Genomic DNA, 19567 nt, shown 5'->3' on the forward strand with positions numbered 1-19567 from the left:
CGACCGTGTCCGCGACGGACGAACGTCACGGCGTCCTACGACGGTCCGGCTTTGGCGTAGAGGTGCGTGGTGGTGTAGTCGAAGGTGATCGTGAAGGGCTTGAGGAAGGCGTGGCTGAAGTTGGCGATGACGTCGAATCCGAACTGGCCGGACTGCCCGGGCCCCGGCCCCATCGATGGTGGCTCCGCGACGCCTTCGGCGCTGTGGTTGACGGCTTTGCCGATGCCGATGCGGTCGGGCTTGATCGGAAAACGTGTTCTTTCGTCATTCAGAGGGTGGTCGTAGTCCACGTCGAGGCCGGCTCGTTCGGCTATCTCCACGGTCGTGCCGACACCTCTTGGGTCGAGGCCGCCGGTGTCGAGGGTGACGATCCGTGTGTAGTCACGGAGGCTGCCCAGTGTGCACGGGAAATGGTCGCCTGCCAGCCACAGGGGGACTCGGGAGTGACCTTCCCGCCGTGCCTGGGCCTGGAACTGCCGTAGCTGGGTGTCGGTCTTGCGCCGCAGCACCAGGTTCTTGCCCGTGTAGTCCATTGTGGTCAGGAAGTGGTAGAACAGCGTGGTGCCGATCGCGCCCGCGGGACGCGTGCCGTCCGGCGGGCGTGGCATCTCGGGTGTGTTCTTGCCGGTCCACTGGATCGGAATGTTGCGGAGTTCGATGTCGCCGAGCCGGAGCGAATCCAGCACACCCAAGTACAGGGTGACGGGGTGGCTGCCGACGTACCCGGTCAGTTCGGACACCGCGCGCAGGCCCAGTTCCTCCGCCACTTCCAGGGTCAGACCGGCGGTGGCATAGGTGTCGATGAGGAACAGCCGGGGTTTCCCGCCGTTCACCGACGCCTCGACGAACGGCAGCGGGTCGGGGGCGTACCAGGGCAACCGTGTGCTCTGCGCACCGTGCACCTGCCATGGTGTACCGCCGACATGTGCGTACTGCTCGGCGAATGCCTCGTCACGCTTGCTGCCGGTGCTCCTCAGCAACGGTACCGCGCGGGCGAGTTGATCCTGGCGGACGAAGCACTCCGCCAGCCGCTTCTTCGAGGCGACATCATTGGGCGCCGACCCGAGGGCGCGCGACAGGTAGGTCTCGGCGTCACGGAATTTGTTGGACAGCAACGCGATGTAGCCGACCTGCGCGTTGGCGTGCGCGTCGCGGGGATCCTTGCGCAGGAGGTTGCGGTAGCCGCGGTCGGCTTCGTCGAACCGGCCCTCCTTGAACAGCTGATCGGGGTCGTGCGAGGTGGGTGGGCCGCTCGCTGCGGCGCTTCCGACAGACCCCAGCAACGGCAGAGCCGCGCCCACGCCCGCGACCATTCCCGCTCGTCGTAGAAACGCGCGTCGATCGACGTCGCCTGACTGCACCATGTTCGCTCCTCACACACGAGTGGATCGGTTCCGCCACATGGTGTCCGACATCGCATGAAGGAAACCTGGCCGGAAACTGAGAAGATCGTGAAAGCGCAAGCCGTATCCTGGTCGTCCGGGATACGGTCTGGTTGACGCTGTTCCGTCGACCCCAATGGACAGAAGATGCGCGTGCTTGTGGTGGACGACGACCCCGATGTGCGGGAGAGCCTGCGGCACAGCCTGGAGTTCGAGGGCTACGCGGTCGTCACGGCCGGAGACGGTGAGCAGGCGCTCCACCGGATCCGTTCCGTCGAGGACGACGCGCGGATCGACCTCGCGATCGTGGATGTGATGATGCCGGGCATCGACGGCCTCGAAGTCTGCCGGCGGCTGCGTGCCGACGGGGTCCTGATGCCGGTGCTCATGCTGACCGCGCGGCACGGGCTGGGGGACCGGGTCACCGGACTGGACGCGGGCGCGGACGACTACCTGGTCAAACCGTTCGCCCTCGAGGAACTGCTCGCGCGGCTGCGGGCCCTGCTCAAACAGAACCGGGGGCACACGCGGTCCGACGCGCTCCGGTTCGCCGATGTCGAACTGAACACAGCGTCCCGCGAGGTGACCCGAGCCGGTTACCCGATCGCGCTGACGCCGACGGAGTTCGACCTTCTACGCCTGTTCCTCACCACCCCTGAGCGGGTGCTGACCAGGGCGTACCTGCAACAGCGGATCTGGGGACACGACCCGGGCACGAACAACCTGGACGTCTACATCGGTCACCTGCGCCGCAAGACCGAGGCGCGGGGCACGGACCGGCTGCTGCACACCGTCCGGGGTGTCGGTTTCGTCCTGCGTGCGCAACCATGACCCGCCGCCGTTCGGAGCGGAAACTTCTGCTGCGGGACCGGATCGGCATCATCACCGCCTGCGTCGTCGCCGTCGCGATCGTCGGTGTCGCCGCCGTCACGTGGTTGGTGACCCGGCAGAACCTGCGGGACCAACTGGACCAGACCCTGCTCGACAAGCCGATCCCCGCGGTCAGCCTGATGAACAAGGCCGCCGATCGGCCCACCTCGCTCGATGTGGCGTCGTTGATCTGCAAACCCCCTGCACAGCAACAACCTTTGCAGCAGTTTCTCGAAGGCATCCAAGTGCTGCGCGCCGACGGCAGCACCTGCGCCCCCGACGGTGTGGACAAGGTGACCACCACCCTGACCGACCACGCCGTCACCACGCAGACCGTGCGGAACGGCGAGACCTGGTCGGGTGTGCCGGTACGGGTGGCGTTGCGCCCGGTCGGCAACGGTGACGTGATAGCCATCAGTCGCGCTCTCGCACCGATCGACGACGTCCTGACGACTCTGGGCAGCGTCCTGATCGTGATGTGCCTGGTCGGGGCGTGCACCGCTGGCGCGGCCGGGTTGTTGCTGGCACGTCGCGCACTCGCCCCGATGCGCCAGTTGACCACCACAGCCGAACACATCGCCCGCACCGAGGACCTGGACACCTCGGTGGAAGTCGCCGGCGGCGACGAAATCGGCCGACTCGGCAGCGCGTTCTCAGCGATGACCACAGCACTGCGGGATTCCCGGCGTCGACAACAGGAACTCGTCACCAACGCGGCCCACGAGCTGAGCACTCCGCTCACCAGCCTGCGGACCAACGTCGATTTGCTGGTCCGCAGTGAACACACCAGGCGCGCCATTCCGGCCGGCACACGAGCCACGATCCTCGACCGCATCCAGGCACAGACCGCGGAGTTCGGCACGCTCGTCGCCGAACTGGTCGAACTCGCCAGAGACAATCACGATCTGGCACATGACGACGTGGCCATCACGACCGTGATCGAACGAGCCGTGCACCGCGCCACCAGCCGGGCACCCGACCACATCTTCGACCTCGACATCCACGCGGACACCGTCCACTGGGCCACCGTCGGTGACGCGGCAGCCCTGGAGACAGCCGTTCTGAACCTGCTCGACAACGCGGTCAAGTTCTCCCCACCCCACTCGACCATCGCAGTCCGCACCGGAACGCACTGGCTCACCATCACCGACCAGGGCCCGGGAATCCCGCAAGAACATCGTCAGCACGTGTTCGACCGGTTCTGGCGCGCCCCCGCCGCCCGCGCTCTACCGGGTTCCGGGCTCGGCCTCGCCATCGTGGCCAACACCATCACCGCACACGGCGGCACCGTCCAGTTCGTCGACCCACCTCCGGGGTGGGGAGCATGCGTGAGAATCGACCTCCCACCACGTCCGTGAGCGGGCGCCGGTTCAGGTGCGCCAAGACGGTTTCCTCCGCGCTCCGCTACGCCGCGAGGGAGCCGAGCTGCCGCAGCTGGGTGAGAACGTCGACGACGCCCCAGATCTCGGCGACCCGCCCTCCTGCGAACCGGATGATGAAGATCTCGCTGTAGGCAACGGTTTTCCCGGTAGCCGGAAGACCGCGGTACTCGCCTTGGTGGGTGCCGGTGACGGTGTTGCGGCAGACGACCTTGTCCCCGACCGCGAGCACGTCCTCGGCCGTGACCCGCAGATCAGGGAACGCGCGAAGCAGCACAGTCCACACTTGCCTGAGCGCCTGAGCGCCCGTCGTCTCCATCGGCACCGGTGCGTGGAACACCACATCCGGTTCGACGACCTCGTCGATCATGGAGGCGATGACCTCCATGCTGCCGGAGTTGGTCGCCTCGTGAAAACGGGCGAACGCGGCCCGGTTGCGTGCTGTCTCGGCGATGGACATGATTCTCTCCCAAGGGTGTTCGGTCGCGAACGGATGATGTGGGCCGGACCCGCGCCTGGTGGCACGAAGCCCGGCTCGTCGAACGGTGACTAGGCGATCTGACCAACTCGATAGTCGCCCGCGGGGTTCTGGACGATGGCGTTCACCCGGTTGAAGGCGTTGATCAGCGCGATCACCGCCACCAGTGCGGCGAGCTGGTCCTCGTCGTAGTGCTTGGCGGCGTTCGACCACGCCTCATCGGTGACACTGCCGCCGTCCGCCATCCGGCAGGCCTGCTCGGTCAGCTCCAGCGCCGCGCGCTCGGCCTCGGTGAACACCGTCGCCTCACGCCACGCCGCGACCAAGTTGATCCGCACAGCCGACTCGCCCGCCGCGGCGGCCTCCTTGGTGTGGATGTCCAGGCACACAGCGCAACCGTTGATCTGGCTCGCGCGCATCCGCACCAGTTCCTGGGTCGCGACCGGCAGCGGTGAGTCGACCAGCGCCCTTCCGGCCGAGATGATGGTCTTCATGAACTTTCCCCCGACGGGGTTGCCGAAGTAGTCGAGCCGGGCGTCCATACGAGCTCCTTGGTCGTAGCGGGTGTACTGCCCAACCGACGATGCAGCCCCGCGAAATGTGAGCTCACCCGGGCGCCAAGGACCCCAGCACCTTCATCGCCCCGCTGCTGGCCGAGATGCGCACGCCGCACGGCAAGCTCAACCTCAGCCTGGGCCTGTGGGTGCAGGACTTGGGCCCGGACGGCACCATCGTCCACCACAACGGCGGCGCCCCGGGTGGCTACGGTGCGCTGATGATCAGCACGCCCGACGGCAGCAAGACCCTGACGGCCACGCTGACCACGCCGGGCCGAGCAGGCACCACCGGTCGACGATCCCGCACAGAGCGGAGCCGACCAAGGGGGATGCCTGCTCGGCCTTGCCGCGTGTCGTGTCGGTAAGCCTTTGACGCGCTGGCGATGCGGGCTCACAACGGTTGGCCTCATGATCCCGGGTTGCAGTAAACGTATGACCTGCGCAGCCCGCGTCGGTGATGTCAGCTTGCCGGGGTGCCGCACAACGCGGAGTCGATGACGTGGTTTCGTGTTGTCGTGCCTTCGGCTATGGCGAAGGTGTTGGTGACCATCGCCGCATGCCTGCCGTCGTCGGTCACGAGAGTCGCGCCTGAGTGACCGGTCGCGGAGTCGCCGAGGTTCCCCCAGGCCCGCGCGCCGCAGGACAGGTCGAGACGCACCAGCCCGAGACCGTAACCCATGGTGGGGGCACCAGGAATCGGCACTGCGGTACGCATCTGGGCCAGTGCCGCGGGCGACATCAGCTTGCCGTCGGCCAGCGCCCGCTGGAAGGCGACCAGGTCCAGTTCGGTTGACGCCATGGCTCCGGCTGTCGCGAACTGGGACAGTTCCCAAGCGGTGGTCCGCTCGGTCCAGAAGAAGAACGGGCCGGTCCGGATACCGATGTAGCCGGGCAGATAAGGCGTGTCCAGCTTTCGGTCACCGGGACGGGGATACGTGGTCCTGGTCAGGCCGAGCGGTTCGATGATCCGGCTGGTGATCGCGTCCCCGGCGGGCATTCCGGTGATCTGCACGCCAATCCCGCCTTTACCACCATTGTGGCCCATGCGGTCCAGAACTAGTACTGTGGGTGCATGCCCCGACCTCGTGAGTTCGACGAAGATCGCGTGGTCCTCGCTATCCGCGACGAGTTCTGGGACAAGGGCTACGCGGCGACGTCGATGGATGACCTGCTGCGCGTGAGTGGGCTGGGCAAAGGCAGCCTCTACGGGGCGTTCGGGGACAAACGCAACCTGTTCCTGCGGGTGCTGCGCGACTATGACGACGCGAACCTGCTGATGCTGCGCGAGCGTCTGCTGTCCGCGGCGCGGGGGATCGACCTGGTCCGTGAGTTCGTGCTCGGCCCGACCGACGACCCGACCGGAGCAACCGCGCGTCGAGGTTGCTTGCTGGCCAACAGCAACGCCGAGCTGGCCACCAGCACTCCGGACGTGGCCGCCGAGGCCCGCCGCAGCTACGACGCGATCACCACCATCCTCACCGCAGCACTGAAGCGCGCCCAGCGCGAAGGGGACCTCGACCCCGACGCCGATGCCACCGAGACCGCCCGCGCTGTCCTCGCTGCCCAACTCGGCCTCATCGCGCTCGGGCGCACCGGCATGGACATCGACGTGCTCATCACGGTGGCCCAATCCGCCTTGGCGCGGTTACTGCCCACCTCAACGCACTAGCACACCTCACCGGCCAGTTGCGCCCTGCAACTCTGCCGGGAGCCGCGTGTCGAAAGTTCTTGACTGTCCGGTCCAGATCGGGCAAGGTTATGGACGTAACAGTCCATAACCTGAAGGGGGCGGCATGGCCGTCTTGGCAGACAAGGTCGCCGTGGTCACCGGGGCCAGCACCGGCATCGGGTTCGCGACCGCACGCGCGTTCCGCGCCGAGGGTGCCAGGGTGTTCATCACCGGTCGCCGCAAGGACGCGCTCGACGCCGCGGTCGCCGAGCTTGGACCCGACGTGACCGGCGTGGTCTGCGACGCTTCGGTGCCCGCGGAGCTCGACGCGTTCTACAGGACCGTGCACGACCAGGCCGGACGCATTGACGTGCTGGTCGCAAACGCCGGCGTCGGCACCGCAGCTCCGTTCGGCGAGGTGACGGAGGATCTGATTGACTCAGTGTTCGCCACCAACGTCAAGGGAACGATCTTCACCCTGCAGCAAGCGCTGCCCCTGCTCAGCACGAACGCCTCGGTGATCCTGACGGGTTCGACCGCCGCGACACGGCCCAACCAGGGACTCGAGGTCTACGCGGCGTCGAAGGCCGCGGTCCGCAGCCTCGCCCGTGGTTGGGCCCTCAGCTCGCGCGTGCACGGCTTTCGGGTCAACGTCGTGTCCCCGGGCGGTACACGCACTCCCGGTCTGCTCGAGCTGGTCACGCCCGAGATGCTCAAGCAGGCCGAAGGCGTCGTCCCCCTTGGGCGGCTCGCCGAGCCCGAGGAGATCGCCGCTGTGACGACGTTCCTTGCCTCGGACGCGTCGAGTTACATCAACGGTGCCGAGTTCTTCGCAGACGGTGGATACGCGCAGGTGTGAATGTTCTCGTAGGCGCTGCACTGCTCGCGCGTGACGCGCCGCGCGCCATATCTCACCAACCACGTTGCCCGAAGGCGCCGGACCGGTCCACCTGGTAACGGCGCACGACGTCCCCTCGATAGCCGGTTGCGAACAAACCTGGCCGCAGGGGGGCAAATGGGTTTCACACGCGCGTTCTCGACAATGAGCGCCGCGCTCGTTCTCTTGTCCGCCGTCGTCGCTGTGGCACCACCTGCCGCTGCCGACTCAGTCGACCAGGTTCCCAGCAAGTCCTGGGCCTACGTCGACGCCCGGAAGCCGACGACGTCCTTCCCCGACCAGCCCGGTGACGCGCCGGTCGGTGCGCGCATCGACCCGGACCACAGCTATCACCTGGCCAAGTCCTACTTCACGCTCGACGTTCCCGCGCTGCGGGGCGCCCGGATTCTCGCCGTCCACGTGTTCGCCGCCGAGGTGTCCGCGAACGACTGCACGAAGCCGCGCTCCACCGAGTTGTGGGCTGTCCCGGCGCGGGCCAAACCGCCGACGTGGGCCGACCAGCCGAGGGAGCTGGCGAAGCAGGAACTGCTCACCACCACGTCCGACTGCGTTGTGCCGCGTGTGACCTGGGACGTCACGAAGCAGGTGGCCGATGCGGTGCGGGAAGGCAGGAAAACACTGACGTTCGCGATGCGGATGCCAGCCGACAAACAGGGCAATCCTGCCTACGGCCGCGTGTATGCCAACCGGATCACCATGCGTTACGAAGTCAACTGGCCTCCGGACGTGCCCAGTGACCGCACCGTGGAGATCTTCAAGTGCGCCGACGGGCATCTGTTCAACGCCAATCCCCGGGCGGGCATCATCGCCTCCCTGCGGGACCCGGACTTCAGCGACAAGCTGTCCGGCAGGCTCAGGATCTGGCCCGCGGACAACCCGGCCGACGTGACGGAGCGCGTCCTCGGTCCGATGAACAACTTCAGCAGTGCGCAGTGGTATCCGCCGGACGGTTTCCTCACCGACGGCCGCACGTACATCTGGACGATGCGAGCCGAGGACAGCCGGGACAGCTCCGCGTGGTCGCCGGAGTGCGCGTTCACCATGGATCTCACCCCGCCGGACAAACACCCTCAAGTGTCCTCTTCGGACTACCCGGAGAACGCGGAGCCACCGGGATTCGGTGGCGCGGGCGTACCGGGCCGGTTCACCCTCGGCCCGAACGGCGTGTCCGATGTGGTGGGCTACTACATCAACGGCACCTACGTCGCGGCCGATCGTCTGGGCGGCGGGGCTACCGTGAACTACGCGCCGCAGAACGACGGCCCCGTGTCCATCGCGGTGTCGAGCGTCGACCGCGCCAGGCACCACTCACCGACGACGTACTACCGGACCTGGGTGGCCAGTACCGGCCCCGACGTCACATGCCCGAAACGCACAGGTCTCCTGCCGTTCCAATGTGTCTTCAAAGCGGTGCGGGTGCCCGATGCGGCGACCTTCACCTACCGGGTCGGGAACGGCCCGGAGACCACGGTCCCCGCTGTCAACGGTGTGGCCACTGTGGACATAACAGCCACGATGGGCGAGCACGTCCTGTACGCGTGGAGTACGTCGAGCGCGGGCGTCCGATCCGGTTTCGAGACAGTCGGCTTGGACGTCCGGGACAGCCCGATCGTGTCCAGCGACGTCTACCCGGAAGACGGAAACGGTGGTGGCGGCGCGGGCGTACCGGGCGAGTTCGTGTTCGAGCCCGGCATGCCGGGCGTCGCGACCTATCGCTACAGCCTCGATCCGGACGTCCATCCCGAATCCGGAACAGTGCCGGCCGGGCCTGACGGCACCGCGACGGTGACTTTGACACCCAAGCGTGCAGGGTTTGTCACCCTCGACGTGTGGTCGGTGAACGCGGACGGGAGCAGGTCCACCATGACGGCTCGATACCAGTTCTTCGTCAGCGGCTGAGCGGTGCGGGTTGTCCCCGGACTTCTTTGCCCTCGGCGCGAATGACGAGCAGGGACGGCGCGGTGACCGATGGCTTCGCCAGACGATCATGTTGACGGGTACGCGGAGCAGACGGGGGAAATCGTGGCCGAGCCTGTCTTCACTGTCATCGCCCCACCCGAGTCCACCTTCCGGCACCGTCCCTACCTGATCGGTCTGGCGTTGTTGACCGTCGTGTGTGTCGCGGGCGGTGCGACGCTGTTGGCGGTGGGGATGACGCACCACAGCACGCAGCTCCGGGGCGTGATGTCGTCCAAAAAGGACTACTTCGAGGACTCCGAGGTCGCTCGCCTGTTGATGAAGGAGGGCCTGCGGGTGCAGGTCACGGACTCGCGGGGGGCGCAGAACATCACCAAGGGCCAGCGGCCATCCCACTACGATTTCGTGATGCCGTCCGGGCAGGTCGTCGGGCAGACCGTGGTCGAGTACTGGGGCGGGAACTCGACGATTCCGTTCACGAGTCCGCTGGTGGTCGTCGGTTTCCGGGACTACGTCAACGGCCTCGTGCTCGGTAAGGCGGCGGAGCCCCAGCGGTCCGCTCAGCCACAAGGAGCCGACCTCTACTACTACCTGGACATGACGGCCTTCGTCGAACTGTCCGTGAAGGGCACCAGGTGGCGTGAATTGGGCGTACCGAGTGACAACCGCATCCGGGCATACGCCCCGGACGCCTGCAAGTCCTACTCGGGTGCGGCCTATCTGGGGTTGGTCAGCGGGGTGCTCAGCAGGAACGGCGAGCCGCCGGTCTGGAACCCCGTGACCAAGCAGGGCACAGTCCCCGACGCGGCCGCGCGGATCGCACCGTGGTGGGAGAGTGGCGGTTTACCCGACGAAGGTCTGTCGGACAAGTTCTTCAGCCACGAAGGCCCTACGTTCGCGCCCCTCGCGGTCGTCTACGAGCATCAGTTTCTCAACCACCAGATGCGCCACGTCGAGCAGTACGGCAGCCCGGACTTGACCCGCGTGGTGCTCTACCCCTCGCGACACCATCACACCGAGCCGTGGATCGTGGCCTTCACCGAAAACGGCAATCGGCTGTTGGACCTCCTGCGCACCAATCGCGACCTGCGCAGGCGCGCGGCCGAAATCGGTTTCCGACCCATGGACCCGCAGCAAGGGGAGCTGACCCTCGCCGACGCACTGGCCGCCAGAGGGCTGTCCATGCCGAGCATCAACAGCTCCGACAGCCGCACCGAACTGCCCAACCGGCCCGCCTTGGCCGAACTGATCAAGGAGGTGACCAGGTGCCGCGAATCCGGCATTCCGTGGTGAAGCTGGCCACCGCCGCGGCGGCGGTCGCCATGGTGGCCGGGTGCACGTCCGGCTCGACCGGACCGACCGTACTGACCGTCTTGGCCAGTGCGGAGCTGGCCGATCTCGGGCCGGTGCTCACCCAGTTGCGGCAGGAGACCGGGATCGAGCTGCGGATGACCCACGAGGGCACGGTCAGCGCCAGCGCGCGGGTCGCTGCGGGGTCGGCGGGTCATGACCTGGCGTGGCTTTCGTCGGACCACCTGCTGCGCTTACGCACCGAACAGCTCCCCCTGCGAGAGAACATCATGATGTCGCCGCTGGTGATCGGGCTGGAACCGGCCGCGGCCGCCCGGCTGCGGGCGGCCGCACGCGGGGAGCCGACCTGGGCCGACGTCGCCGGGCTGGCCGCAGCCGGGGAGCTGCGGTACGTACTGTCCGACCCCCGCGTGTCCGGCAGCGGCCTGTTCACCCTGATCGGTGCGGCGACCGCGGCTGCGGGGACAGGGGCCGCGCTGCGACCGGAGGACGTGCGCTGCGACCGGCTGCGGAGTTTCCTGACCGGCCGTGCCGCATCCGCGGGCTCCGCCGAACAGCCTGCGGCGGAGTACGCGCGTGTGCACGGCGACGTGGATGCCGTGGTCGCCTACGAGTCGACCCTGGTGTCGCTGAACGCCTCCAAATCGCTCCCGGAACCGCTGGAGTTGGTGTACCCGCGGGACGGCGTCGTGCTCGCGGACTACCCGCTGATGCTGCTGGACACCGGCAAACGCACCGCGTATGACACCGCTGTGGCGTGGTTGCGCGGACCGGACGGCCAGCGAGCGATCATGCGTACCACCGCGCGGCGACCGGTGGACCCGGCCGTGGAGCGCCCGGAGGCACTGGCTCGTCCGCTGGGCACCGGGCTGTACTTCCCGGGCAGGCAGGAGGTGGTGGACGCGCTGCTGGCCGCCTACGACCGGGCGGGCGAACCGGTCCGGATCGTGTACGTGCTGGACTACTCGACCTCGATGCGAGGGCCACGGATCGCCGGATTGCGGCGGACGTTCGAGGTGCTCGCCGGCCATGGCGGCTTCGAGCAGTTCCACGTCGGCGAGACGGTCACCGTGCTGCGGTTCGCGGGAACGGTGCTCGAGGAACGGACAACCACCGTCGCCGGACGCCCCGACCTCGACGCCCTGCGCGCCTCGGTGTCCGCCAACGACCTCACCGACGGCACGGCCATCTGGTCGGCGTTGGACCGCGCGTACCGGGTCGCGGGGAAGGGGAATGTCATCGTGGTCACCGACGGGGAGAACAACACGGGAATGACTCCGCAGGAGTTCACCGCCGCGTGGCCCACCCCACCTGTCCCGACGTGGGTCGTCCGCCTCGACGGCGCCGACCCCGTCCGCCTCGCCGATGTCGCCACCCGCACCGGCGGTCGCGCTGTCGACGCCGACGCCGACTCCCTGCTGACCGCGTTGAGGAGCATCCGTGGCTGCTGACGAATCGCTCTGGTGGCCGGTATGGGGACCGTGGCTGATCTTGGAGGGCGTCGTGGCGGTGGGCCTCGCCGCCTGGGTGTGGCTGGCCTTGAGGTACCGGGCCGCGAAACGCGCCGCCGAACGCCGCCCCAGCGAAGCGGCGCCCGGCATCGTCGTCTATCTGGACGAGGAGGCCCTGAACGGCATCAACGTCCCGGAACACCCCGGTGACCGAACGGTCAGGACGTCCTTCCACGTCCAACTCCCCCTCGGCATCGGCGGGGGAGCCGCCGCCGAGAGAACCCCTGCACCGTCCGAGAGCTCCCAGGCCGTACTCGGCCGCCTGATCCAATTCCTGGACTCCCACGACTTCCTGGTCCGTGGGGACCTCGCCCAGCGCACTGTGCTGGGCGACCACGCCGCCCGCACGGTCTCCGACGAACCCGCGCCCGCGAAAGTCCAACTCAGCGCGTACACCGAGAAGTACGTCCTGGTCACCGGCGAATTCTCGGTGGTGGACAGGAAGTCCGCCCGCTTGACGTTCGAGGCCCCCGTCCGCACGGCATCCGAAGTGCACAAGGTCGTCCTCGAGTGCAACACCACCTCACGCCGCGAGGTCCTCCCGGACCGCGCGTTGAGCTGCCTCGGCCGGATCCTGTGGTCGCCCGGAACCGACGGCCCCTTTCGCATCCGCGCCATCGCCGTCTTCCAGTAGTCGCTCGACGCGAAATGAGCCGACGTCGGAGGTGGCGTTGGCCGTGTAAGCCGGGATGACATCCGGGTTGGCGTACAGCGCCAGCTTCTGCTCCTGGACGGGCGTCGGGGTGGCGGGAAGGCCGCGGGCGGCGTCGTGCATCACCCGGACCTGGGCGCTGAACTCGGCGTACGACTCGTCAGTGTCGTCCACGATGAGCAGCGGGCGATCCGTTGCTGCTCGAACCGGCCCAACGCGTTCTCCGCCTGCCCGCCCTCCGCCGAGGGAGCCACGCCTGCCAACGCCACGGCGACCAGTAGCGCAAGGACGTACTTCTGTTGTTTCACACCGGAAACGCTAGGCGCGAGCTAACGGCGAAACCTCGTCCCACGGGCAGAGATCACAGCGGTCTGCCTACAGGTAGTGCGCCATCCACAGCAGGCACCCGGCCACGCCGCCGAACCCGAGGGCGAACAGCATTCGCCGCAGGGACGCGATCTCGCCAGACCGCCCGCCGGTCTCGACCAGACGGGTGTGGATGTTCGTCGAATCAGCCATGGGACTGGACTGCCCCAACGTATGGAGCTTCACACCTGAGTGCGCGGGTCGTCGCCCGAACGGGTGGCGATGGGGTGTTCGCCTGCGGTAGCGTGCAGGTGAAAGGACGCGCGAAAGTCGACACGGGACTGCGTCAGCTGTACGGCAAGATACCGCTCACCGCCCAGACCCGGGAACTCTTCGATCCGGGGAGGTACGCGGTGTTCACCATCGTCTCAGGACCGGACAAACCCCTGATCGGGTTCGCGCCGGTCGACTACCCCGAACCGGTCGCCGACGCCTGCGCGCGGCTGGCGCCCGGCACGCGAATCCGTGACCATGAGCCGTACATGACCTGTTCCTTCAGCGCCCGCAAGGAGACTTCCAGGCCCGTCACCGCGGGCCGTCCACAGCCAGCCGAACTCCGCAAGGGGCACCTGTCGCCCGTGTGCTCACCGCGACCACGCGAAGAGTGCGGATGAAGACGGTGCGCTGGCCTTCGATGCCGGGGGCCGATCTCGGTGACCCACACCGAGACGGTGTCGGTGTTCGACAGCGAGAAACCGGCCGGTCGCAGTACCTCTACAGCGGTGCGGTGCCGCAAACACGTGTCCACGTCCACGAAGGAGGGGACTGGTTCCGGTGTCTCTGATTCATTCGACTGACCCCGACTTTTGCGTGTGTCGGATCAGCTTCGATCTGCTGCTCGAGATTCAGCTGGAGGCAGAGGAGCGAGGCTGGGCGACTCGGTGGTCCTCGGTGAACGCACTTCGCGGCCAGGTCAAGGAAGAAGCTGTCGTCCTGCAGTCGCTGATGCGCGAGACGCGAGGAGGGGCTGTGCGGGCCTATCGATGCGTCGTGCTGTTCTCGACCGTGGATGGCGAGGACGCAGGCGGAATCGCCACCGTGGATCTTGATCCGGCGAGGTTCGCAGCACTGGAGCGACTCGATCGGGACCCGGATGTCCGGAACGTACTCGCCCGGTTGTTCGCCCTCGCGATGGGCGGAATCTCGATGGTCTCGAAGAAGTAGCGGGCTCTGCTGTGGAGCATAAGGGGCAGACGCACCAAAGTGCTGTCGCTCCAGCTTGCCAATCGGCAAGCTCGACAAGGTCTACTCTGCGGCCATTGCGGATTTGGGGCTGGATTGACGCACGCTGCTGTACCAGGCGCTTTCAGCGCTTGTGTCGGGAGGCGTCGTCGAGGCTGTGTGTCCAGCTGCTTTGTATGCTGCGGCGGGAGATTCGCCAGCCTTGCGGGGTGCGGGTGTACTCGTCGATGTACCACATGCCCAGTAGTGTGAGGTGCGGGTTGGCTTCTTCGACTGGAATCCCGAGAGTGTTCAGGCACATCGCTCGCCCGGTTGCGTGGTCGCCGTCGAACTGGATGGCGGGGTTGGCCACCAGATGCTGGCATACGGCGAACTGGGCCATGCTCGAGGTCAGGAATTCCTTTATTTCGGCGCGAGTTCCCGCGATGCCGCCGAACGCCGTGTAGTCGATCTGGGCGTCCTCGGTGAACACCTGGTCCAGGGCGTCGAAATCCTTGCCGTCGATCGCGGTCGCGTAGCTCACCAGCAGGTCCTGGATCTCCAGGCGGTCGGAAATCTCCTGAATGTCGAGCACTTGACCTCCCGGGACACCGCAATCGTTCAACCGTTATCTTATCCAGCGGATACTCAGGGCCGTTGTCCTGCTGAGGAAAGGCAAAGAACTTGTCCGATGGGGGCAGAGCGTCGCGGCAGCGGGGTGCTCGGAGTCAGTCCCTGTCAGGCTGAGTGGACCGGCTGCGGTGGCGAAGTGCTTTCGTGCGGTTGCCGCAGGCTGCCATCGAGCACCATCGTCGGGGGCGTGCTCGTGACGCGTCGACGAGGCGTAGTGAGCAGTCGGGGCCGTCGCAGAGGCGTATGTGGTGGGCTCGGTGCTCGAGCAATGTGGCTGTGTCGGTGGCGAGTCGGCTGAGTGCGTGCGCGTTGGTGGTGGCGGGCGCGCGGGTGAAGCGTTCACCGTCCCAGACGAGTGGTGTCTGCGCCATGTGCTGGTTGAGGTGTGTGAGGGCGTCGGGGGCGACGGTCGCGCGTCCGGTGGCGGTGAGCAGGCATTGGTCGACTGCTTCCCGCAGACTGCGGGCCGCGATCAGGTCGTCCTGGGTGCTCGGGCGGCTTGTGGTGCCGAAGGCGGTGGAGAGCCAGGCGTCGAGATCCGATGGTACGCGGAGGAGTTCGACTCCGCCGTGGTGGCGCAGGCGGACGGTGTTGACGAAGTCGACCACGGGATCGCCTGCGACCCATAGGAAGTACTGTGCGCCTTGGTCGATCGCCGCGTTGGCCACCGGCGGATCACGCGAGGGCAACGGTGGGATGCGATCACGCATGCTCAACCCGTCCAGGCGGTGATCGCGTCTAGGACTGCCTCGGGGGCGTCGCGGTGCACCGAATGCCCGGCGTTGGGCACAATCCGGTACTCGATCGCCGTGTTGGCCGCGGCGGCGGTGCCACCCAGGTCTGGCCCGAAAACCGCGCCGACAGCGGGATCGGCACCCAGGATCAGAGTCGGCGTGGCCAGCGTCTCGACGTCGGCGAGGTAGTGCCACGGCGCGTTGTCGCGCATCGTTCGCTCGGCGACGAATGGACTGGTTGCCAGCACGGCGAGGTACTTCAGACGCGCGTCTTCCGGGTGCCACCGCGGGTTCGCCGCCAGCAGTGCTTCGGGAATTGGGGGACGCTGGACTTCCTGCACGTTGAGCTCGGTGTAGCGCTCGACGTCGCTGTCCGACAGTTCGACAGCGGGATCAAGCAGTACCAGCCGTGCGGTCCAGCCCGGCTCACGCGCGGCGTGTACGGCGATGAGCCCGCCGAGGGAGTGCCCGACGACCAGGTCCCACCGCTTGCCGAGCGTGCGGATGTCGGCGGCGTAGTCGGTGGCTGCGTAGCGCGAGGCACGTGGGCTGTCGCCGTGGCCCCGCAGATCAGGCGCGGTGACCGTGAAGCCCTGTGCGCCGAGCGCGTCCGCCACTCGCCACCAGGTGTTGCCCGAGGAGTTGATGCCGTGCAGAAGAAGAGCGTGACGATCGCCGTCGCCCCATTGCCGGGTGGTGAGACGAACCACCATCAGGTCAGCCTCCTGCCGTATGCCACGACGTGGATCGTAACCCTTTAGAGGGTTACCCGTCAACCGTGCAGGTCCAATGAGGACAACCTCTGCGGGTCGGTCTAGGATCGATCGCATCCGGTTGCCGTGGAAAGACAGGGTGCGGATGCTGCAGATCGACGGTCTCACCTGGACAGTCACGATCGGACTCGTGCTCGCGCTGCTGGTGCTCGACCTCGTCCTGGCGGCGGTGCGGCCGCACCGGGTCGGGTTCGGTGAGGCGGTCGCGTGGTCGGTCGGCTACATCCTGGTCGCGGTGGCGTTCGGCGTCTGGCTGACGCTGGCGCACGGCGGTGATTTCGGGCAGCAGTACTTCGCGGGGTACATCGTGGAGAAGAGCCTGTCGGTCGACAACCTCTTCGTCTTCGTGATCATCATGAGTACCTTCGCGGTGCCCGAGGAGCACCAGCACAAAGTGCTCACGTTCGGCATCATCGTCGCGCTGGTCATGCGTGCGGTTTTCATCGTGCTCGGCGCCACGCTGCTTTCGTTGTTCTCGTTCATGTTCCTGCTGTTCGGGTTGCTCCTGATCTATACCGGGATCCAGCTGTTCCGGCATCGTGACGAGGATCCGGACGTCGAGAACAACGTCGTGGTGCGGACCGCGCGTCGTGTCCTGCCGTTGTCCACCGAGTACGACGGCGGAAAGCTGTTCACCCGGCTCGACGGCAAGCGCGTGGGCACGCCGCTGGTCGTCGTACTGCTGGCCATCGGTGGGATCGACCTGTTGTTCGCGCTCGACTCGATTCCCGCGGTGTTCGGCGTCACCGACGAGCCGTACCTGGTCTTCACCGCCAATGCCTTCGCCCTGCTGGGCCTGCGCGCGCTGTACTTCCTGGTCAAGGGCCTGCTGGACCGGCTGGTGTACCTGTCGGCCGGGCTGGCGGTGATTCTCGGGTTCATCGGGATCAAGCTGATCCTGCACTGGGCCCACGTCGACATCGACGAGAGCGTTCCGGAGATCTCGACGCCGGTCAGCCTCGCGGTGATCATCGGCATCCTTGTCGTGGTCACCGTGGCGAGCTTGGTCAAGACCCGGAACGACCCGTCGGCCAAGGCTCATCCAGGCTCGTTGCGCGCCACAGGCGGACGCGACACCGACTAGTGGGACTGTTTGGTGATCTGCAGGGTGCGCGGCACCAGCAGAAACGTCGCGACGGCCGCGCCGAGCATCGTCAGCGCGCCGACGAGGCCGGTGAACGTGAGCGAGTCGAGGAACGCTTCTGTGGCACGGGCCGCCAGACCGGTGGATCCGTGCTGCGTGGCGATCCCCAGCGCACCGGCCAGGGACTCCCTCGCCGCCTCCGACTGGACGGGGTCCAGACCGGCGGCCGTCATGGTGGCGTCATCGAGGTGCGTGGCGTACGTCGCGGCCGCGACACTGCCGAGGATGGCCACGCCCAGCACGCTGCCGAGCTCGTAGGAGGTTTCCTCCAACGCGGCGGCGTTGCCCGCCTTCTCCTGGGGCGTGTCGGCCATGATGATCGCCGACCCGACCGCCAGCGCACTTCCGCCGCCACCGAGCAGGACCAGGGCGAGCGCGACCCACGGGTAGCCGAGCGGGCTGGGCGCGAGGTAGATGACCAGGAAACCCAACGCCGCGATGGCCAGACCGCCGCCGAGTACGTTGCGTGCGCCGATACGCCCCGCCAACCCCGGTGCCAGCGGTGAGGCGATCCCCATCGCCACGGCTGCGGGCAGCAGCGCGAGACCAGCCTGCAGCGGGGAACGGCCGTCCACGAGTTGCAGCCACTGAGCCACCAGCAACATCAGCGCGCCCATGGCGAACATCGACGCCAGGGCGGCCACGATGCCCGCGGTGAACGGAGGCCGGCGAAACAGCCGCAGGTCCAGGATGGGGTCGGGACGACGCAGGCATCGCCGCACGAACCAGCCGAGGCACAGCACGGCGGCACCGAACGCGGCCCACGCCAGGCCGTCGCCGAAACCCTTGTCAGCGAAGTGTTTGATCGACCAGACCAGGGCAACCATGCCCGCGATGGACGCGATGGTCCCTGGCGTGTCCCAGCGGGGCGGGGTCGGCGTGCGGTACTCGGGCAGCAGGAAGTACGCGGCGACCAGTGCGAGCCCCATGAGCGGCACGTTGACCAGGAACGCCGACTGCCACGAGACGTGTTCGAGGAGCAGGCCGCCGACGACCGGGCCGACCGCGATGCCGACCGCGGACACTGATGCCCAGATACCCAGGGCGGTGGCGCGTTCCTTCGGGTCGGTGAAGATGACGCGGATCATCGACAAGGTTGTCGGCATGATCATGGCGCCGCCGGCGCCCAGGAACGCCCGGACGAGGATGACGCCGGCGGGGGAGCCCACGGCCAGGATGGCCAGCGAGACCGCGCCGAACGTCAGGTACCCGGCCAGCAACACGCGCTTGCGGCCGAACCGGTCGGCCAGCGCGCTGACGGGTACGAGCAGGCCGGCGAGGATCAGCGAGTGGATGTCGACGATCCACAACTGCTGTGCGGCCGTGGGCGCGAGTTCTTCGGTGATGCGCGGCAGGGCGACGTTGAGGATCGTCATGTCCATGGCGATCACGAGCAGGCTCGCGGACAACACCGCCAACGCTGCCCAGCGTCGGCCGGTGCTTGTCTGGCGGGTGTCGTGCGTGGTGCTCATTTCTTCTCCTCGCCTGCCGCGGGCAGGCGCATCAGGGCGGTGATGGCGCGGCTGAGGGCCGCGCGATCCAGCGGTTCGTCGTGCAGGAGCGCGTGGACGCCGACGCCGTCCACGAACGCGGCGACCAACCGCGCGTTGATGGGGCTGGTCCAGGCCGAGAGCAGCTCGGCCATGTTGTCGGCCCATCGCCGTTCCAGGTGACGCAACTCGGGTCGTTGGAGAGCGGCACCCTGTAGTGCTGCGTCAGCGCGCAGTCGATCGCGGTCGCAGAGGTAGTCGTACAGCTGCGACGCGAGCACGTCCGGGTCTCCGTCGGCCTCGGCGGTCTGCTGTCGTGTTTCGGCGAACGCCTCGTCGAGCCCTTCCGCCAGCAGGTTCAGCGCGGCCTCACGCAGTTCGCCGAGGTCAGCGAAGTAGTAGGTGGTCGAGCCGAGTGGTACGCCGGCGCGGTCGGCGACACGGCGGTGGGTGAGGTCACCGCCTTCCACCAGCAGGTCGGCCGCCGCCTGGGTGATCGCCCGGCGGCGGGCGACCGGGTCACGGCGGCTGCGGGGGACGGCCTGGTCGGGGCCGTCGGACGGGGCAGGCATTCGCGGTCCTTCCGGAGGTGGACGGGGTACTTGTACTAATGTACATGTACATTCGTACACAAGCCCGGTG

At 67.4% G+C, this 19567-nt stretch carries 23 protein-coding genes; 12 read left to right on the forward strand and 11 right to left on the reverse strand.

Features of this window, described 5'->3' with window-relative positions:
* Window positions 1-35: 35 nt before the first annotated feature.
* Window positions 36-1364: an aspartyl protease family protein gene (locus ALI144C_RS05135; RefSeq protein ID WP_076985836.1), complete on the reverse strand. Its 1329-nt coding sequence runs from the start codon at window positions 1362-1364 to the stop codon at window positions 36-38.
* A 165-nt stretch (window positions 1365-1529) separates the two neighbouring features.
* Between ALI144C_RS05135 and ALI144C_RS05140 the strand changes: the two genes are divergently transcribed.
* Both ALI144C_RS05140 and ALI144C_RS05145 read left to right on the forward strand, forming a co-directional pair.
* On the forward strand, window positions 1530-2213 hold the full coding sequence (locus ALI144C_RS05140; RefSeq protein ID WP_076985837.1) for a response regulator transcription factor: 684 nt from the start codon (window positions 1530-1532) through the stop codon (window positions 2211-2213).
* Entirely contained in the window at window positions 2210-3610 is a 1401-nt protein-coding gene (locus ALI144C_RS05145; protein WP_076985838.1) for a HAMP domain-containing sensor histidine kinase, read from the forward strand. The genes ALI144C_RS05140 and ALI144C_RS05145 overlap by 4 nt, the downstream gene beginning before the upstream one ends.
* Before the next feature lie 46 nt (window positions 3611-3656).
* On the opposite strand, the gene ALI144C_RS05150 is transcribed toward ALI144C_RS05145, so the two are convergent.
* Together ALI144C_RS05150 and ALI144C_RS05155 are read right to left on the reverse strand one after the other, a co-directional pair.
* Window positions 3657-4091 (reverse strand): ester cyclase, encoded by a 435-nt coding sequence (locus ALI144C_RS05150; protein WP_076985839.1) that lies wholly within the window; start codon window positions 4089-4091, stop codon window positions 3657-3659.
* 89 nt (window positions 4092-4180) lie between these two features.
* Complete coding sequence (locus ALI144C_RS05155; protein ID WP_076985840.1) at window positions 4181-4651, reverse strand: carboxymuconolactone decarboxylase family protein; 471 nt, start codon at window positions 4649-4651, stop codon at window positions 4181-4183.
* A 116-nt stretch (window positions 4652-4767) separates the two neighbouring features.
* Between ALI144C_RS05155 and ALI144C_RS58635 the strand changes: the two genes are divergently transcribed.
* A complete protein-coding gene (locus ALI144C_RS58635; RefSeq protein WP_330359567.1) occupies window positions 4768-5031 on the forward strand; it encodes a hypothetical protein in 264 nt (87 codons plus the stop codon).
* A 95-nt stretch (window positions 5032-5126) separates the two neighbouring features.
* Here the strand turns inward: ALI144C_RS58635 and ALI144C_RS05165 are convergent, their stop codons facing one another.
* Entirely contained in the window at window positions 5127-5678 is a 552-nt protein-coding gene (locus ALI144C_RS05165) for a serine hydrolase (protein WP_076985841.1), read from the reverse strand.
* Window positions 5679-5738: 60 nt separating this feature from the next.
* Here ALI144C_RS05165 and ALI144C_RS05170 point away from each other — a divergent pair, with 60 nt between their 5' ends.
* The 6 genes from ALI144C_RS05170 to ALI144C_RS05195 all read left to right on the forward strand — a co-directional run bounded on the left by ALI144C_RS05170 (window position 5739) and on the right by ALI144C_RS05195 (window position 12606).
* Window positions 5739-6335 (forward strand): TetR/AcrR family transcriptional regulator, encoded by a 597-nt coding sequence (locus tag ALI144C_RS05170; protein WP_076985842.1) that lies wholly within the window; start codon window positions 5739-5741, stop codon window positions 6333-6335.
* A gap of 124 nt (window positions 6336-6459) precedes the next feature.
* A complete protein-coding gene (locus ALI144C_RS05175) occupies window positions 6460-7194 on the forward strand; it encodes an SDR family NAD(P)-dependent oxidoreductase (protein WP_076985843.1) in 735 nt (244 codons plus the stop codon).
* A 156-nt stretch (window positions 7195-7350) separates the two neighbouring features.
* The gene (locus tag ALI144C_RS52970; protein WP_083752731.1) at window positions 7351-9132 is read left to right on the forward strand and encodes a hypothetical protein; all 1782 of its coding nucleotides are present in this window, start codon (window positions 7351-7353) and stop codon (window positions 9130-9132) included.
* Window positions 9133-9255: 123 nt separating this feature from the next.
* On the forward strand, window positions 9256-10443 hold the full coding sequence (locus ALI144C_RS05185; protein WP_143230415.1) for a hypothetical protein: 1188 nt from the start codon (window positions 9256-9258) through the stop codon (window positions 10441-10443).
* The gene (locus ALI144C_RS05190) at window positions 10416-11912 is read left to right on the forward strand and encodes a substrate-binding and VWA domain-containing protein (RefSeq protein ID WP_237773991.1); all 1497 of its coding nucleotides are present in this window, start codon (window positions 10416-10418) and stop codon (window positions 11910-11912) included. The genes ALI144C_RS05185 and ALI144C_RS05190 overlap by 28 nt, the downstream gene beginning before the upstream one ends.
* Window positions 11902-12606, forward strand: coding sequence for a hypothetical protein (locus ALI144C_RS05195; RefSeq protein WP_076985846.1), 705 nt, complete (start codon window positions 11902-11904; stop codon window positions 12604-12606). The genes ALI144C_RS05190 and ALI144C_RS05195 overlap by 11 nt, the downstream gene beginning before the upstream one ends.
* 140 nt (window positions 12607-12746) lie before the next feature.
* Here ALI144C_RS05195 and ALI144C_RS54100 read toward each other — a convergent pair whose 3' ends face one another.
* Together ALI144C_RS54100 and ALI144C_RS55280 are read right to left on the reverse strand one after the other, a co-directional pair.
* Complete coding sequence (locus tag ALI144C_RS54100; RefSeq protein WP_143230416.1) at window positions 12747-12932, reverse strand: hypothetical protein; 186 nt, start codon at window positions 12930-12932, stop codon at window positions 12747-12749.
* A 67-nt stretch (window positions 12933-12999) separates the two neighbouring features.
* The gene (locus ALI144C_RS55280; protein WP_168211170.1) at window positions 13000-13143 is read right to left on the reverse strand and encodes a hypothetical protein; all 144 of its coding nucleotides are present in this window, start codon (window positions 13141-13143) and stop codon (window positions 13000-13002) included.
* A gap of 98 nt (window positions 13144-13241) precedes the next feature.
* On the opposite strand from ALI144C_RS55280, the gene ALI144C_RS05200 reads away from it, so the two are divergent.
* Together ALI144C_RS05200 and ALI144C_RS05205 are read left to right on the forward strand one after the other, a co-directional pair.
* Window positions 13242-13604 carry a hypothetical protein gene (locus ALI144C_RS05200; RefSeq protein ID WP_193441153.1) on the forward strand — a complete coding sequence of 121 codons (363 nt, stop codon included), beginning with the start codon at window positions 13242-13244 and terminating at the stop codon, window positions 13602-13604.
* A 277-nt stretch (window positions 13605-13881) separates the two neighbouring features.
* Window positions 13882-14154 (forward strand): hypothetical protein, encoded by a 273-nt coding sequence (locus ALI144C_RS05205; RefSeq protein WP_237773992.1) that lies wholly within the window; start codon window positions 13882-13884, stop codon window positions 14152-14154.
* Window positions 14155-14296: 142 nt separating this feature from the next.
* Here the strand turns inward: ALI144C_RS05205 and ALI144C_RS05210 are convergent, their stop codons facing one another.
* The 3 genes from ALI144C_RS05210 to ALI144C_RS05220 all read right to left on the reverse strand — a co-directional run bounded on the left by ALI144C_RS05210 (window position 14297) and on the right by ALI144C_RS05220 (window position 16231).
* Window positions 14297-14746 (reverse strand): nuclear transport factor 2 family protein, encoded by a 450-nt coding sequence (locus ALI144C_RS05210; RefSeq protein WP_076985848.1) that lies wholly within the window; start codon window positions 14744-14746, stop codon window positions 14297-14299.
* Window positions 14747-14879: 133 nt separating this feature from the next.
* A complete protein-coding gene (locus ALI144C_RS56590) occupies window positions 14880-15494 on the reverse strand; it encodes a CGNR zinc finger domain-containing protein (protein ID WP_083752732.1) in 615 nt (204 codons plus the stop codon).
* A gap of 2 nt (window positions 15495-15496) precedes the next feature.
* Window positions 15497-16231 (reverse strand): alpha/beta fold hydrolase, encoded by a 735-nt coding sequence (locus tag ALI144C_RS05220; RefSeq protein ID WP_076985849.1) that lies wholly within the window; start codon window positions 16229-16231, stop codon window positions 15497-15499.
* Between the two features lie 145 nt (window positions 16232-16376).
* Between ALI144C_RS05220 and ALI144C_RS05225 the strand changes: the two genes are divergently transcribed.
* On the forward strand, window positions 16377-17375 hold the full coding sequence (locus tag ALI144C_RS05225; RefSeq protein ID WP_076985850.1) for a TerC/Alx family metal homeostasis membrane protein: 999 nt from the start codon (window positions 16377-16379) through the stop codon (window positions 17373-17375).
* On the opposite strand, the gene ALI144C_RS05230 is transcribed toward ALI144C_RS05225, so the two are convergent.
* Window positions 17372-18907 (reverse strand): MFS transporter, encoded by a 1536-nt coding sequence (locus ALI144C_RS05230; protein ID WP_076985851.1) that lies wholly within the window; start codon window positions 18905-18907, stop codon window positions 17372-17374. The two genes, ALI144C_RS05225 and ALI144C_RS05230, sit on opposite strands and share 4 nt — an antisense overlap.
* A complete protein-coding gene (locus ALI144C_RS05235; protein WP_076985852.1) occupies window positions 18904-19497 on the reverse strand; it encodes a TetR/AcrR family transcriptional regulator in 594 nt (197 codons plus the stop codon). Before ALI144C_RS05235 ends, ALI144C_RS05230 begins: the two co-directional genes overlap by 4 nt.
* Window positions 19498-19567 lie beyond the last annotated feature (70 nt).

Source organism: Actinosynnema sp. ALI-1.44, assembly GCF_001984155.1.
GTDB lineage: Bacteria > Actinomycetota > Actinomycetes > Mycobacteriales > Pseudonocardiaceae > Kibdelosporangium.

Bases quoted from the DNA above. Each gene is read 5' to 3' on its own strand.
- ALI144C_RS05135 (WP_076985836.1), bottom strand. From the start codon at position 1,364: ATGGTGCAGTCAGGCGACGTCGATCGACGCGCGTTTCTACGACGAGCG.
- ALI144C_RS05140 (WP_076985837.1), top strand. From the start codon at position 1,530: ATGCGCGTGCTTGTGGTGGACGACGACCCCGATGTGCGGGAGAGCCTG.
- ALI144C_RS05145 (WP_076985838.1), top strand. From the start codon at position 2,210: ATGACCCGCCGCCGTTCGGAGCGGAAACTTCTGCTGCGGGACCGGATC.
- ALI144C_RS05150 (WP_076985839.1), bottom strand. From the start codon at position 4,091: ATGTCCATCGCCGAGACAGCACGCAACCGGGCCGCGTTCGCCCGTTTT.
- ALI144C_RS05155 (WP_076985840.1), bottom strand. From the start codon at position 4,651: ATGGACGCCCGGCTCGACTACTTCGGCAACCCCGTCGGGGGAAAGTTC.
- ALI144C_RS58635 (WP_330359567.1), top strand. From the start codon at position 4,768: ATGCGCACGCCGCACGGCAAGCTCAACCTCAGCCTGGGCCTGTGGGTG.
- ALI144C_RS05170 (WP_076985842.1), top strand. From the start codon at position 5,739: ATGCCCCGACCTCGTGAGTTCGACGAAGATCGCGTGGTCCTCGCTATC.
- ALI144C_RS05175 (WP_076985843.1), top strand. From the start codon at position 6,460: ATGGCCGTCTTGGCAGACAAGGTCGCCGTGGTCACCGGGGCCAGCACC.
- ALI144C_RS52970 (WP_083752731.1), top strand. From the start codon at position 7,351: ATGGGTTTCACACGCGCGTTCTCGACAATGAGCGCCGCGCTCGTTCTC.
- ALI144C_RS55280 (WP_168211170.1), bottom strand. From the start codon at position 13,143: ATGGCTGATTCGACGAACATCCACACCCGTCTGGTCGAGACCGGCGGG.
- ALI144C_RS56590 (WP_083752732.1), bottom strand. From the start codon at position 15,494: ATGCGTGATCGCATCCCACCGTTGCCCTCGCGTGATCCGCCGGTGGCC.
- ALI144C_RS05220 (WP_076985849.1), bottom strand. From the start codon at position 16,231: ATGGTGGTTCGTCTCACCACCCGGCAATGGGGCGACGGCGATCGTCAC.
- ALI144C_RS05225 (WP_076985850.1), top strand. From the start codon at position 16,377: ATGCTGCAGATCGACGGTCTCACCTGGACAGTCACGATCGGACTCGTG.
- ALI144C_RS05230 (WP_076985851.1), bottom strand. From the start codon at position 18,907: ATGAGCACCACGCACGACACCCGCCAGACAAGCACCGGCCGACGCTGG.
- ALI144C_RS05235 (WP_076985852.1), bottom strand. From the start codon at position 19,497: ATGCCTGCCCCGTCCGACGGCCCCGACCAGGCCGTCCCCCGCAGCCGC.